The organism is Meridianimarinicoccus marinus (assembly GCF_040689105.1).
Taxonomy (GTDB): Bacteria; Pseudomonadota; Alphaproteobacteria; order Rhodobacterales; family Rhodobacteraceae; genus Meridianimarinicoccus; species Meridianimarinicoccus marinus.
In genome coordinates this window covers 12501-25353 of record NZ_JBFBVU010000002.1, presented here as the reverse complement: position 1 = coordinate 25353, position 12853 = coordinate 12501, and the positions used below count along the sequence as shown (strand labels likewise).

At 66.3% G+C, this 12853-nt stretch carries 13 protein-coding genes; 5 read left to right on the top strand and 8 right to left on the bottom strand.

The window, feature by feature from the left end; all coding sequences use genetic code 11:
• Window positions 1-16: 16 nt before the first annotated feature.
• From ctrA to AB0T83_RS02110, 4 genes are all read left to right on the top strand, one after another.
• Window positions 17-724: a response regulator transcription factor CtrA gene (gene ctrA, locus AB0T83_RS02125; RefSeq protein WP_366191142.1), complete on the top strand. Its 708-nt coding sequence runs from the start codon at window positions 17-19 to the stop codon at window positions 722-724.
• Between the two features lie 75 nt (window positions 725-799).
• Window positions 800-2914, top strand: a complete 2115-nt coding sequence (ligA, locus tag AB0T83_RS02120) for an NAD-dependent DNA ligase LigA (RefSeq protein WP_366191140.1) — start codon at window positions 800-802, stop codon at window positions 2912-2914.
• Window positions 2911-5001: an ATP-dependent DNA helicase RecG gene (gene recG / locus AB0T83_RS02115; protein WP_366191138.1), complete on the top strand. Its 2091-nt coding sequence runs from the start codon at window positions 2911-2913 to the stop codon at window positions 4999-5001. Before ligA ends, recG begins: the two co-directional genes overlap by 4 nt.
• Window positions 5002-5152: 151 nt before the next feature.
• Complete coding sequence (locus AB0T83_RS02110; protein ID WP_366191137.1) at window positions 5153-5284, top strand: hypothetical protein; 132 nt, start codon at window positions 5153-5155, stop codon at window positions 5282-5284.
• A gap of 157 nt (window positions 5285-5441) precedes the next feature.
• Here AB0T83_RS02110 and AB0T83_RS02105 read toward each other — a convergent pair whose 3' ends face one another.
• Entirely contained in the window at window positions 5442-5891 is a 450-nt protein-coding gene (locus AB0T83_RS02105; RefSeq protein WP_366191135.1) for an iron-sulfur cluster assembly scaffold protein, read from the bottom strand.
• 67 nt (window positions 5892-5958) lie between these two features.
• On the opposite strand from AB0T83_RS02105, the gene hisI reads away from it, so the two are divergent.
• The gene (hisI, locus tag AB0T83_RS02100; protein ID WP_366191134.1) at window positions 5959-6318 is read left to right on the top strand and encodes a phosphoribosyl-AMP cyclohydrolase; all 360 of its coding nucleotides are present in this window, start codon (window positions 5959-5961) and stop codon (window positions 6316-6318) included.
• Here hisI and gluQRS read toward each other — a convergent pair.
• The 7 genes from gluQRS to AB0T83_RS02065 all read right to left on the bottom strand — a co-directional run bounded on the left by gluQRS (window position 6315) and on the right by AB0T83_RS02065 (window position 12766).
• Window positions 6315-7163, bottom strand: a complete 849-nt coding sequence (gene gluQRS / locus AB0T83_RS02095; RefSeq protein WP_366191132.1) for a tRNA glutamyl-Q(34) synthetase GluQRS — start codon at window positions 7161-7163, stop codon at window positions 6315-6317. The two genes, hisI and gluQRS, sit on opposite strands and share 4 nt — an antisense overlap.
• A gap of 67 nt (window positions 7164-7230) precedes the next feature.
• A complete protein-coding gene (locus AB0T83_RS02090) occupies window positions 7231-7431 on the bottom strand; it encodes a hypothetical protein (protein ID WP_193140723.1) in 201 nt (66 codons plus the stop codon).
• Window positions 7432-7614: 183 nt separating this feature from the next.
• Entirely contained in the window at window positions 7615-8949 is a 1335-nt protein-coding gene (trmFO, locus tag AB0T83_RS02085; RefSeq protein ID WP_366191130.1) for a methylenetetrahydrofolate--tRNA-(uracil(54)-C(5))-methyltransferase (FADH(2)-oxidizing) TrmFO, read from the bottom strand.
• A gap of 27 nt (window positions 8950-8976) precedes the next feature.
• Window positions 8977-10116, bottom strand: coding sequence for a lytic murein transglycosylase (locus AB0T83_RS02080; RefSeq protein ID WP_366191128.1), 1140 nt, complete (start codon window positions 10114-10116; stop codon window positions 8977-8979).
• Window positions 10117-10192: 76 nt separating this feature from the next.
• On the bottom strand, window positions 10193-11116 hold the full coding sequence (locus AB0T83_RS02075; protein WP_366191126.1) for a site-specific tyrosine recombinase XerD: 924 nt from the start codon (window positions 11114-11116) through the stop codon (window positions 10193-10195).
• Window positions 11113-12645: a hypothetical protein gene (locus tag AB0T83_RS02070; RefSeq protein WP_366191125.1), complete on the bottom strand. Its 1533-nt coding sequence runs from the start codon at window positions 12643-12645 to the stop codon at window positions 11113-11115. The genes AB0T83_RS02075 and AB0T83_RS02070 overlap by 4 nt, the downstream gene beginning before the upstream one ends.
• On the bottom strand, window positions 12635-12766 hold the full coding sequence (locus AB0T83_RS02065) for a hypothetical protein (RefSeq protein ID WP_264299175.1): 132 nt from the start codon (window positions 12764-12766) through the stop codon (window positions 12635-12637). The genes AB0T83_RS02070 and AB0T83_RS02065 overlap by 11 nt, the downstream gene beginning before the upstream one ends.
• Window positions 12767-12853 lie beyond the last annotated feature (87 nt).

Genomic DNA, 12853 nt, shown 5'->3' with positions numbered 1-12853 from the left:
TTGCGGAGGGCTCAAAATGCGTGTGCTGCTGGTCGAGGATGACCCGACGATCTCGAAAAGCATCGAACTGATGCTGACCCATGCCAATCTGAACGTGTATTGCACGGATCTGGGGGAGGAAGGGGTCGATCTCGCGAAGCTGTACGATTACGACCTTATCCTTCTCGACCTGAACCTGCCGGACATGAACGGGCACGAGGTGTTGCGCCAGTTGCGCATGGCCAAGGTCGAAACGCCGATCCTGATCCTGTCAGGGGCCGACGATACCGAGAACAAGATCAAGGGGTTCGGCTTTGGTGCGGATGATTATCTGACCAAGCCGTTCCACCGCGAGGAACTGATCGCCCGCATCCACGCCATCGTGCGCCGATCCAAGGGGCATTCGCATTCGCTGATCCGGACCGGGAAGATCACGGTCAATCTGGATGCCAAGACCGTCGCGGCGGGCGAAATCCCGGTGCATCTGACCGGCAAGGAATACCAGATGCTGGAACTGCTTTCACTGCGCAAGGGCACCACCCTGACCAAGGAGATGTTCCTCAATCATCTCTACGGCGGCATGGATGAGCCCGAGTTGAAGATCATCGACGTGTTCATCTGCAAGCTGCGCAAGAAACTCAGCCAGGCCACCGGCGGCGACAACTACATCGAAACCGTCTGGGGCCGGGGCTATGTGCTGCGCGATCCTGAAACCGATGCGGCGTCCCTCGCCCTTCAGGCGTAGACCATGGTGATGGAGAGACTGGACCTCGGCTGATGAGGTGCCTATCACCTTGCCAGTAGCGCAGGGGGGGGCAGCATGGCCGAGATCGACGTCGACAAGCTGGATGAGGCATCCGCCCGCGAAGAACTGGCGCGGCTGGCCGATGAACTGGCCCGCGCCAACGCCGCCTACCACACCCATGATGCGCCGGAGATTCCGGATGCCGATTATGACCGGCTCAAGCGGCGCAATGCGGCCATCGAAGAGAAGTTTCCGCATCTCAAGCGCACCGACAGCCCCTCCGATCAAGTAGGGGCGCCGGTGGCGGAGGGGTTCGGCAAGACCGCTCATGCCCAACGGATGCTGTCGCTGGGCAACGCCTTCGAGGACGAGGATGTTGCCGAATTCGTCAAATCCGTGCGCAAATACCTCGGGCTGGGCGACGAAGCAGCGCTGGCGCTGACCGCGGAACCCAAGATCGACGGGCTGTCCTTGTCCCTGCGCTATGAAGACGGCCGGCTGATCCATGCGCTCACGCGCGGCGACGGGACCATGGGCGAAAACGTGACCGCGAATGCCCGCACGATTTCCGACATTCCCACCGAACTGACCAATGCCCCCGAGGTGCTGGAGGTGCGCGGCGAAGTCTACATGAGCCATGAGGATTTCGCCGCCCTGAACCAGCGTCAGGCCGAGGCCGGAGACAAGACCTTCGCCAATCCGCGCAACGCCGCCGCCGGATCGCTGCGCCAGCTTGATGCCCGGATCACCGCCGCCCGCCCGCTGCGGTTCTTCGCCTACGGCTGGGGAGAGCTTTCCGCGCCGCTGGCCGAGACCCAGTTCGGGGCGCTGGAGCGGCTGCGCGCCCTCGGGTTCCAGATCAACCCGTTGACCCGGGTTTGCCAGGATTTGAGCGACCTTCTGAAACACTACCGCCGGATCGAACAGCAGCGCGCCGATCTGGGCTATGACATCGACGGGGTGGTCTACAAGGTGGACAGCCTCGCCTATCAGGCCCGGCTCGGCGTGCGCTCCACCACGCCGCGGTGGGCCATCGCTCACAAGTTTCCTGCCGAACTGGCCTGGACCCATCTGGAAAAGATCGAGATCCAGGTGGGGCGCACCGGCGCGCTCAGCCCGGTGGCGCGGCTGACACCGGTCACCGTCGGCGGGGTCGTCGTCTCCAACGCCACCTTGCACAACGAGGATTACATCGCCGGGCGCGGCGGCGATGGCCTGCCCATCCGCGACGGCAAGGACATTCGCGAAGGCGACTGGGTGCAGGTCTATCGCGCCGGAGACGTGATCCCCAAGGTGGCCGATGTAGACCTGTCGCGTCGGCCCAAGGATGCCGCACCCTATGCCTTCCCGACCACCTGCCCGCGCTGCGGATCGGACGCGGTGCGCGAGGAGGGCGATGCCGTGCGCCGCTGCACCGGCGGCCTGATCTGCCCCGCGCAGGCGGTCGAGAAGCTTAAACACTTCGTCTCCCGCGCGGCCTTCGACATCGAAGGTCTGGGCGCCAAGCAGGTCGAACAGTTCCATTCCGACGACTGGATCGCAGAACCCGCTGATATCTTCGCGCTGCAGGAGCGCTATGGCAGCGGCCTGCAACAATTGAAGAACCGCGAGGGCTGGGGCGAAAAATCGGCCACAAACCTTTTCACCGCCATCGAGGCCAAGCGCCAGATCGCGCTCGATCGCCTGATCTTCTCGCTGGGCATCCGCCACATCGGCGAGGCTGCTGCCAAGCTTCTGGCCCGCCACTTCGGCACCTGGCAGGCGCTGGCCGAAACCGCCGAGGCGGCGGCCGGGGACGCCGAGGCCATGGACGACTTCCTTTCCATCGACGGCATCGGCGCGGTCATGGCCAACAGTCTGGTCACGACGTTGGGACAGGAGGCTGAGCGCGCCTCGATCAACCGGCTGATCGCGCATCTCGACATCCAGCCGGTGGCGGCACCGCAGACCGAAGGCTCGCCGCTGGCCGGCAAGACCGTGGTCTTCACCGGCAACCTGGAAACCATGTCCCGGGCTGAGGCCAAGGCGCGGGCCGAGGCCATGGGCGCCAAGGTGTCGGGTTCGGTGTCGAAGAAAACCGATCTGGTGGTCGCGGGACCGGGGGCCGGGTCGAAGGCGAAGAAGGCCATCGATCTTGGCGTCGACACCATCGACGAAGACGCCTGGCGTGCGCTGATCGACGGCGCATGAGCGGACGGCCCCAAGCCCTGTTCCCGCTCTTCGCAGCGCTGACCAACCTGCCGGGGATTGGCCCGAAATCCGCACAAGCGCTGGAGCAGATGCAAATTACCAAGCCGCGCGACCTGCTGTTCACCCTGCCCAGCGGCGGGGTTGATCGGCGTCCGCGTCCCAGCGTCCAGGGCGTTCCGCAAGGGGCCGTGGTCACGGTCAGCGCCAAGGTTCTGGCCCACCATCCCCCGGCCCGCAAGGGCCGCCCCTATCGCGTTCTGGTCGATGACGCGAAAACAACAATCACGCTGGTATGGTTCCGCCCCAACCCGCGCTACTTGCAAGAGCTGCTGCCGGTGGGCGAGGCGCGGACCATCTCGGGCAAGCTGGAGTATTTCGACGGGCAGGCACAGATCTCCCACCCGGATTACGTCCTGCCCGAGGCGGAAGCGGCAAAGCTGCCAGCGTTCGAACCGGTTTATCCACTGACCGCCGGGCTCACCCAGAAAGCCATGGCCAAAGCCGCGCAAGGTGCGCTGGCGCTGCTGCCCGAAATGGCGGAATGGATCGATGGGCCGCTATTGTCCGGCCGGGACTGGCCGGACTTCGCGGCCGCCTTGCACGCGGCGCACCACCCCGACAGCGGCGCCGATCTGGCGCCTTCGGCTCCGGCCCGCATTCGTCTGGCCTATGATGAGCTCTTCGCCCACCAGTTGACCCTGGCTCTGGCGCGCCAACACGCACGCAAACAGGCCGGACGGGAAAACCGCGCCACCGGTCAGTTGCAAGACAAGGTTCTGGCAAGCCTGCCCTACGCCCCCACTGGCGCCCAGACCCGCGCCATTGCCGAAATCCAGTCTGACATGGCCGCCCCGCAGCGGATGAACCGGCTGCTTCTGGGCGATGTGGGCGCGGGCAAGACCCTTGTTGCCCTGATGGCCCTGCTGGCCGCGGTCGAATCGGGCGGGCAGGGGGTGATGATGGCCCCGACCGAGATCCTTGCCCGCCAGCACGCTGCGGGCCTCGCCTCGTTGGTCGCGGCCGCCGGGGTCCGGATGGAGGTACTGACCGGCCGCGACAGCGGCACCGCCCGCGCAGCCAAACTGTCCGCACTGGCCGAGGGCGATATCCACATCCTTTGCGGCACCCATGCGGTGTTCCAACCCGATGTGGGCTTCGCCGACCTGCGCCTCGTGGTGATCGACGAACAGCACCGCTTCGGTGTCCGCCAGCGATTGGAACTGACCCGCAAGGGATTGCGCCCGGATGTTCTGGTGATGACGGCAACGCCGATCCCCCGCTCTCTGGCACTGACCCAATACGGCGATATGGATCTCTCCCTACTGAACGAGAAGCCGCCGGGCCGCACCCCGATCAAGACCGCCCTGATGGCGGCGGAAAAGCTCGACACGGTGGTCGATCACCTGCGCCAAGCCATCGCCGAGGGCCGGCAGGCCTATTGGGTCTGCCCGCTGGTCGAGGAAAGCGAGACCCATCATGCCACCGCCGCCGAGGAACGCTTCAAGGCGCTGCGCGCACGTCTGGGCGACGGCAATGTCGGACTAGTCCATGGCCAGATGCCGCCCGAGCGCAAGGATGCCGCCATGGCCGGTTTCATCGCAGGCACCACGCGCGTTCTGGTGGCCACGACCGCGATAGAGGTCGGCGTCGATGTGCCCAACGCCTCGATCATGGTCATCGAAGGGGCCGAGCACTTCGGCCTTGCCCAGTTGCACCAGCTGCGCGGCCGGGTCGGGCGCGGTACTGCGAAATCCACCTGCCTGCTGCTCTACGACACCCCGCTGACCGACAGCGCCCGCCGCCGCCTTACCCTGTTGCGCGACAGCGAAGACGGCTTCCGGCTGGCCGAGGAAGATCTGGCCATGCGCGGGGCCGGCGACATGATCGGCGTCGCGCAATCGGGCCTGCCCCGGTTCCGCGTGGCCGATCTGGACAGCCAGGCCGGGCTGATGGAAACCGCGCGCGACGATGCCCGCGCCCTGCTGGCCATCGATTCGACGCTTTCCTCGCCGCGAGGCGAGGCCGCGCGTCACCTTCTGTGGCTGTTGGAACAGGATCAGGCGCTGGCGCTTCTGCGTGCGGGCTAACCCGTTCTTCTTGGGAGAAATACTCCCGCTGGCGGCTTGAAAACTGCCCGGCCCGATCTTCGTGTTTCGTTAAATGTTCCTAAAAAGTTCTTTACACGACTCAGCGGAGAACATACCAAGAACATATCAGATGTGACCGGAGGGAACCCCGATGATCCAGGATGTCAGAACCGCGCTTGACCGCTCGTCCCAGACGCTTTGGAAAGATCTCGTCGGTGTTGCCGCTCTCGGTGTGACCTTCGTGTCGCTCCTCCACCTGCCGGCATTGCTTGCCACGTTCTGATCTGCCTGCGAGACCGGAAGTTTCCATCCCCAATGGTCCGCCCGGTTCGGTCCTGCCCGTCCGAACCCGGCTCCGGTACCGCCCCTACTTACGCCGCCTCCCAGAGCCCGGGAGTGCGGCGTTTTCTTTTTGGAACAGGCTGTTGCGGTGGAAAGCGTCAGGCGCTGGCGGTCTTGCCGCTGGCCTCGATGGCTTGCAGCGTCGCATCAAGGCTCAGCAGGATCGAGGCATGGCGGTTGGTGTAGTCCCGCGCGGCCATCAGCACTTCAAGCCCGTCGAAAGGCGCATCCGGAGCCGGGCCGATTTGCTTCAACATGGCGGCCAGTTGCGCACGGGCCCTGGCGACCTGCGCGGGCGTGGAGCCGACAATCCCCGCCCCCACAACCGAGGCCGCGGCCTGTCCCAGGGCACAGGCCTTCACGTCCTGCGCGAAGCGGCTGATCCGCCCGTCGTCCAGATCCAGATCGACCGTCACCACCGACCCGCACAACGGCGCGCGGACCCTTGCCGTGCCCATGGGGGCCTCCAACCGGCCCAGATGCGGAATATCGGCGGCCAGCGCCAGAATGCGCTTGGAATAGAGATTGATCAGGTCGCTTTCGGCCATCGCGGCTTTTCTCCTCTGGGCGTCCCGGATACATAGCCCCCCAGATCGCCCGCGCAAAGGACCTGTGATGAAATTCGACCCCGCAAGCCTGCGCTTCGACGCGCAGGGCCTGATCCCCGCCATCGCCCAGGACATCGACACGCGCGAGGTTCTGATGATGGCCTGGATGAACGAGGCCAGCATCCGGCGCACGCTGGCAGGCGGGCATGTCACCTATTGGTCGCGCTCGCGGCAGGCGTTCTGGGCCAAGGGCGAAAGCTCGGGCCATGTGCAGACCCTGGTCGAGATGCGCTTCGATTGCGACCGCGATTGCCTGCTGCTGCTGGTCCGGCAGGACGGTCCCGCCTGCCACACCAACCGCCGGACGTGTTTCTACACCGCCGTGCGAGAGGGTGCCGAAGTCGAACTGATGGGGCCGCGCGGCTAGAGCCCGACCATCCGCCGGATATCGGCGGGCGTTCGGCCCTCGGCGCGATACAGCGCGATGGCGCGGGCATCGTCGCGTTTGGCCAGACGTTTGCCCTTCGCGTCGCGGATCAAACAATGATGGTGATAGACCGGGCGGGGCAGGCCGAGCAGGTCTTGCAGGACGATGTGAAACGCCGTGGCCTCGGCCAGATCCACCCCGCGCACCACTTGGGTAATGCCCTGATCGGCGTCATCCACCACCACCGAAAGGTGATAGGAGGTGCCCATGCCGCGCCGCGCCAGCACCACGTCGCCCACATGTGTCAACAGATGATCGGAGGCGACGCGGGTCGGACCTGCGTTGATGCCGGTCTCGGTAAAGCTCCAGTCAGATGCGCCCAGATGCGCCAGCGCGGCGGACATGTTCAGGCGCAGCACTGCGTCGCGGGGACGTGGGCCGCCGGGTGCCGTGACAGGACGGCAGGTGCCGGGATAGATCGGGCCGTCGGGGCCGAAGGCCGGCGCGCCTTCTTGCGGGGCCGACAGCGCCTCGGCAATATCGCGCCGGGTACAGGCGCAGGGGTAGAGCAGCCCGGCAGCCCAAAGGTGGTCCAGCGCCTGTCCGTAGGCATCCATCCGGTCCGACTGCCGCATCACCGGCTCGGGCCAGTCCAGCCCCAGCCAACGCAGGTCGTCGTAGATCTGCGCTTCCCATTCAGGGCGGGCACGGCTTTGGTCGATATCCTCGATCCGCAGCAGAAAGGTGCCCCCCACGGCCTGCGCCAGATCATCGGCGACCAGTGCCGAGAAGGCATGGCCCAGATGCAGCGGGCCTGTGGGCGAGGGGGCAAAGCGGGTGCGCATGGGGTCTGATTACGCCGCCCCGCGCGGCTTGGCCAGACGGTCGGTACCCTGTTGCCCTGAGCGCCGGTCAGCGGCCTTCGCGCATGATCTTAGCGGTGCCCGACTGGTGGATCAGGAACCATGCCAGGATGATGAACATCGGATGGGTCAGCCCGCCCGAGAAGATCAGCGCCGGGATCCAGATCAGGAAGGTGACAATGGCAACGAAAGGCCGCCCGGCGATCAGGATCGACAGCGGCGGCAGCAGGATGGCAAGGATATAGTTCATGGGTGACCCCTGTTGCGGAGCGGAAGTTAATCCGCGTTACATCAGTACCTAGGGCAGCCCCGCAGCGGTTTCAAGTCCGGCCTGCCGCCGGGCGAGCGCCCCGATTCAGCGGGACGCGACCCGTAGGCCGTCAACGGTGCCAGCCTTGCCGGTCCGCCGCAACGCCGGGGTAAGGGGGCGGGCCTATCCGGCCAGCCACACGGTCCAAAGCGCCTTCGCCCGGTCGGTATAGGCCTTGTAGCGCGCGGGCCGGTTCTTGCGCCCGCCTTTCAGGTCCACGGGCGGGAACAGGCCGAAGTTGACGTTCATCGGCTGAAAGGTCTTGGCCTCGGCCCCGCCGGAAATATGGGTGATCAGCGCGCCGGTGGCGGTTTCCGCAGGCGGGGCGTTCAGCGTTTCCCCCTTGATTTCAGCCGCCGCCAGACGGCCCGCCAGCAGGCCCATGGCAGCGCTTTCGACATAGCCCTCGACCCCGGTGATCTGCCCGGCAAAACGGATATGAGGTTTCGACTTCAATCGCATCTGACCGTCCAGCAAGGTCGGCGAGTTGATGAAGGTGTTGCGGTGTATGCCGCCCAGACGGGCAAAGCGGGCCTCTTCAAGGCCGGGGATCATCCGCAGCACCTCGGTCTGGGCGCCGTATTTCATCTTGGTCTGGAAGCCGACGATGTTGAACAGCGTGCCAAGCGCGTTGTCGCGGCGCAGCTGCACGATGGCATGGGCCTTGATGTCCGGCTGGTGCGGGTTGGTCAGGCCTACCGGCTTCATCGGGCCGTGGCGCAGGGTCTCGCGGCCGCGTTCGGCCATCACCTCGATCGGCAGGCAGCCGTCGAAATACTTGGCGGTTTCGCCGTCGTGAAACTCGGTCTTCTCGGCGGCCAGCAGGGCGTCGATGAAGGCCTCGTAGGTGTTGCGATCCATCGGGCAGTTCAGATAGGCGGTGCGTTCGGCCTCGGTCTCGCCCTTGTCATAGCGGCTTTGGAACCACGCTTTGGACATGTCGATGCTGTCGGCGTGGATGATCGGGGCGATGGCATCGAAGAAAGCCAGCGCGTCGGCACCGGTCTCTGCCTGAATCGCTGCGGCCAGCCCGCCCGAGGTCAGCGGACCGGTGGCAATGATCCAATGGCCGTCGTCGGGCAGGGCGGTGATCTCGCCGTACTCCACCGTGATCAGCGGATGTGCCTTCAGTTTGGCAGTGACGGTCTCGGCAAAGGGCTCGCGATCCACGGCCAATGCGCCGCCCGCCGGGATCCGATGGGTATCGGCGGTGGCCATGATCAGCCCGCCCGCCTGACGCATTTCCCAATGCAGCAGCCCCACGGCGTTCTGTTCGCTGTCGTCCGAGCGGAAGGAGTTCGAGCAGACCATCTCGCCCAGATTGCCGGTCTGATGGGCAAAGGTGCCGACCTTGGGGCGCATTTCGTGAAGGGTGACGGGCACGCCAAGATTGGCGGCCTGCCACGCGGCCTCGGAGCCGGCCATTCCGCCGCCGATGATGTGAAGTGTCTCTGTCATGGCGCCGACATAGGGCGAAAGCGCGGCTTAGCCAAGACTTGCCAGCAAGGCCTTCGACGGTTCCCCGGTCACCGGCAGACCCCGGTTCTGCTGGTAGTCGCGGATTGCCTGGATGGTATTCGGGCCGATCACGCCATCGCTGCCGCCAGTGTCGAAGCCGCGGGCCGTGAGGCCCTCCTGCAAGGCGATGCGGTCGTCCTTGGTCAGCCCGTATTCATCGGGCGGGAAGCTGCCGCGCAGGGGGCCGGCGCCGCCGATCCGGTCCGACAGAAGCCCGACGCCAAGCGCGTAGGCGTCCGAGTTGTTGTAGCGTTTGATCACGTTGAAATTGCGGGTCACCACGAATTTCGGCCCGCCCGCCTGCGGCTGGATGGTGCGCCCTGTCGGCGTGCCCGGCACCCCGGCCTCGCCGCCCCATTTCAGGCCCTTGGTCCAGCCGTTGCGCGCCAGATAGGCGGCAGTCGAGGCCAGCGCGTCGCTGGGATCATCGGACCAGATATCGCGGCGGCCATCGCCGGTGTAATCCACGGCAAAGGCCTGGTACGAGGTCGGGATGAATTGGGTATGCCCCATAGCCCCGGCCCAGCTTCCGGTCATGTTGTTGGCGGCGATATCGCCGTTCTGGATGATCTTCAGCGCCGCGATGAGCTGTTTCTCGAAGAAGGCGCCGCGCCGCCCGTCATAGGCCAGCGTCGAGGTGGCCGAGATCACCGGCACATCGCCGCGCCGCTCGCCGTAATAGCTTTCCAGCCCCCAGATCGCCGTGATGATGGTGGCATCGACGCCATGGGTGCTGGCGATGGCATTCAACGTGCTGCGGTGCCGGGCATAGGCCGCGCGGCCTTTCGAGACCCGCTCGTCCGAGACGGCGATGGACAGATAGTCTTCAAGGCTGCGTTTGAATTCGGTCTGGTTGCGGTCCCGTTTGACGACGCCCGGCAGATAACCCGCACCCCGGAACCCCGCATCAAGGGTCGCACTCGTGATCCCCTGCGCCCGCGCCCGGCCGCGAAACCCCGACACCCAGGCGTCATAGGCCGCGTTGGGCACCGGTTTCAGGTCGGCGGAAAGCCCGCTGGCGGCCCGCGATTGCGGGATGGAGGAACTGCATCCGGCAAGGCCGAGGGCGGCCAGCCCAAGGCCAAAGGAACGACGGGAAATATGCATGGGTCTGCTCGGACGATTGTTTGCGTTCCGGCTCACACTAATGCTTCGCGGCGGGCTGGCAATGGGCGCGGGCGGTTTACTTTTCCGCCAGTGGGTGATGGGTCAGGACCAACTCGCGCAGGCGGGTTTCCACCACATGGGTGTAGATCTCGGTGGTGGACAGATCGGCGTGGCCCAGCAGCGTCTGGATTGCCCGCAGATCGGCGCCGTGTTCCAGCAGATGCGTGGCGAAGGCGTGGCGCAGGGTGTGCGGCGTGACCTTGGTGGGGTCGATCCCCGCCGAGACCGCCAGCGCCTTGAGCATCAGGAAAAAGCTTTGCCGGGTCAGGTGGCCGGCGGCGGCGCGGCTGGGAAACAGGTAGGGCGAGGGTCTGGCGCCTTCGGCGACGGCGGCCTCTTCGGTCGCGTCGCGCGATTCCAGCCATCGGGTCAGCGCCGCGCGGGCGGGACGCGACAGCGGCACCAGCCGTTCCTTGTCGCCCTTGCCGCGCACCAGAAGCACCTGCGGATCGCCCCGGGCAGCGGAGACCGGCAGGGTCACCAACTCGCTGACCCGCAGGCCGGTGGCATAAAGGATTTCCAGAAGGGCTGTGTTGCGCAACCGATCAGCCTCGGTGCGGCCCTGCGCAGGAACGGCATCCAGCATCGCCGAAACTTCGGCCTCGCTCAGGGTCTTGGGCAGGGCGCGGGTCTTGCCCGGCCCCTTGATCTGGATCGCGGGATTGTCGCCGCGCATGCCTTCCTCGAAGGTGAAGCGATACAACTGCCGGATCGCCGCCAGCCTGCGGGCGCGGGTGGCGCGGGACAGGCCCTGATCGGTGCAGAAACCCAGATAGGCCTCGATGTCGGCGCGCTGTGCGGTGTCGAAATTCAACCCCCGGCGCGTGCACCACGTCAGATAGTCCTTCAGGTCGCGCCCGTAAGCCAGAAGCGTGTTGCGGGCCGCGCCAAGTTCGGCGGCCTGCGCCTCGAGAAACCGGCTGATGAGCGCCTCGCTCATCCCCGTGGGTCCAGCAGCAGGATTTGCGCCGCCGCGTGGCGGGCGGTGTCGCCCAGCCCCAGCGCCGTCAGCAATTGCACGGCCTCACCGGCATCGGTGGGGTCGCCACCGTGGCCTTCCGACAGATCGCGCAGGGCCAGCAGCAGTGCCTCGCCGGTGCGGTTTTGTGCCACCAGATCGGAATAGCGGGCGGGTAGGGTGTCAGCCTTCAGCCCGGCGGCGAGGGCGGCGGCCAGTGGCACATCCGGGTCCACCGGCGCGTCCTGGCCCAGAACCGCAGCGGCATTCCGCAGGGTCGAGGGCAGGGTGTCGGGCGGCACCGGCGACACCGCCAATCGCGCGCGGCCGTTGGACAGCAGCGCCATCTCATAGACCAGCGGGCCGAGGCTGGCGGGCAGGCGCAATCGCTCCAACCGGGGCTGCACGAGGGCGGCCAGAACCGCGTCCAGCGTCACCTGGTGCATGGCCTCACGGACCCTTGGCAGCAGGTTGGCGACGTCATTGGCATTGCCCGCGGTCAGCGCCACATCCAGCCGCTGGATCAGATCGACCCGGTCCCAGACCCCGCCCGAGGCGGCGGCGCGCCGCGCGGTATAGATGGCCAGCAGGTCCTGCACCGGCAGGGCACCGGCACGGGCCAGACGCTCGGCGGCCTCGATCTGAGCCTTCCAGCCGATGATGTGGCGCAGGTCGGTCTGGGCGAAGGCCAGTGGCAGGTCACGGGTCGGAATGGGCTCGCCCACGGCTTCCAGCAGCCGGAAATCCAGCGGCGTCACCGGATCGGGGTGGGGCGGCGACGGCTCGCCCTCGAACAGTTCGGGATCAAGGAACCGGGCCATGCGGTCGCGCGCTTCGGGCGTGATGCGGCCCAGGGCAAGGGCAGTTTCCAGGGTCAGCGCGGCGGTGGGCCAGCGGCCCGAGCGGGCCAGGCAGAAGACCTGGGTCTCGATGTTGGGCACCAGGTCGGGCTTGGCCGCCAGCGTGGCGCAGCCGCGATCCTCGGTTCCCAGCAGCAGCGAGATGTCGAACCAGCGGCGGAACAACTCGGGCGTGTCGGGACCGGCGCGCTCGAGCAGGGCCTGTGCCGCCACCAGATCGCCCCGCGTCAGCAACGCATCGACGCGGGCCAGCAGAAATGCCTCGCCCGAGCCGGTGGGCGGGATCGCCTCGGCCAGAACCAGATTGCGAAACAGCGTCTGAAGGGCAGGATGCAGCAGTCCGGGCATGGCGCGCATCAGCCGGGTCACGGTGTCGGCGTCGGAGGCCGCCCAAAGATCCGTCGTCAGCCCGACGCTGGCCGGGGCGATCAGCCCGGTTGTGCCCAGTTCCGGCGGCTCAAGCGGGGCCACGTCGATGGGGGCGGGATCGTCCAGCGGAGTGGCGGGCGGTTCGTAGCTTTCGGTGGGGGCTTCCAGCGTGTCCGACAGCCATGGAATGGCTGACAAGGGCGCATCATCGCTGGCCGTGACCGTGGTGGCCACGCCCAGACAGGCGCCCAGCAGGGCCCCGGCAATGCGTCTATTGCGCATTCAGATCCACAGGGATCCGGGTTTCCGTCTGCGCCGGGCTGAGATCGCCCAGATAGGCGAATCCCACCAGACCGAGCACAGCCAGAAGAAGAAGGACGGAGATGATCTTGACTAGTCGCACGATGCCTGAGCCTCTGTTCTGTCAGCGTTTTGACCGCTTTCATCACATTCTATATGGGAATTGCCGCAAGATCACGTCATAGAGACG

What these genes read in the sequence shown, in the direction of transcription:
- AB0T83_RS02105 (WP_366191135.1), bottom strand. Translation starts at nt 5,891, where the DNA reads ATGGCCGAAAGCGACCTGATCAATCTCTATTCCAAGCGCATTCTGGCG.
- ligA (WP_366191140.1), top strand. Translation starts at nt 800, where the DNA reads ATGGCCGAGATCGACGTCGACAAGCTGGATGAGGCATCCGCCCGCGAA.
- AB0T83_RS02080 (WP_366191128.1), bottom strand. Translation starts at nt 10,116, where the DNA reads ATGCATATTTCCCGTCGTTCCTTTGGCCTTGGGCTGGCCGCCCTCGGC.
- ctrA (WP_366191142.1), top strand. Translation starts at nt 17, where the DNA reads ATGCGTGTGCTGCTGGTCGAGGATGACCCGACGATCTCGAAAAGCATC.
- gluQRS (WP_366191132.1), bottom strand. Translation starts at nt 7,163, where the DNA reads ATGCGCACCCGCTTTGCCCCCTCGCCCACAGGCCCGCTGCATCTGGGC.
- AB0T83_RS02090 (WP_193140723.1), bottom strand. Translation starts at nt 7,431, where the DNA reads ATGAACTATATCCTTGCCATCCTGCTGCCGCCGCTGTCGATCCTGATC.
- hisI (WP_366191134.1), top strand. Translation starts at nt 5,959, where the DNA reads ATGAAATTCGACCCCGCAAGCCTGCGCTTCGACGCGCAGGGCCTGATC.
- AB0T83_RS02110 (WP_366191137.1), top strand. Translation starts at nt 5,153, where the DNA reads ATGATCCAGGATGTCAGAACCGCGCTTGACCGCTCGTCCCAGACGCTT.
- AB0T83_RS02075 (WP_366191126.1), bottom strand. Translation starts at nt 11,116, where the DNA reads ATGAGCGAGGCGCTCATCAGCCGGTTTCTCGAGGCGCAGGCCGCCGAA.
- AB0T83_RS02070 (WP_366191125.1), bottom strand. Translation starts at nt 12,645, where the DNA reads ATGCGCAATAGACGCATTGCCGGGGCCCTGCTGGGCGCCTGTCTGGGC.
- trmFO (WP_366191130.1), bottom strand. Translation starts at nt 8,949, where the DNA reads ATGACAGAGACACTTCACATCATCGGCGGCGGAATGGCCGGCTCCGAG.
- recG (WP_366191138.1), top strand. Translation starts at nt 2,911, where the DNA reads ATGAGCGGACGGCCCCAAGCCCTGTTCCCGCTCTTCGCAGCGCTGACC.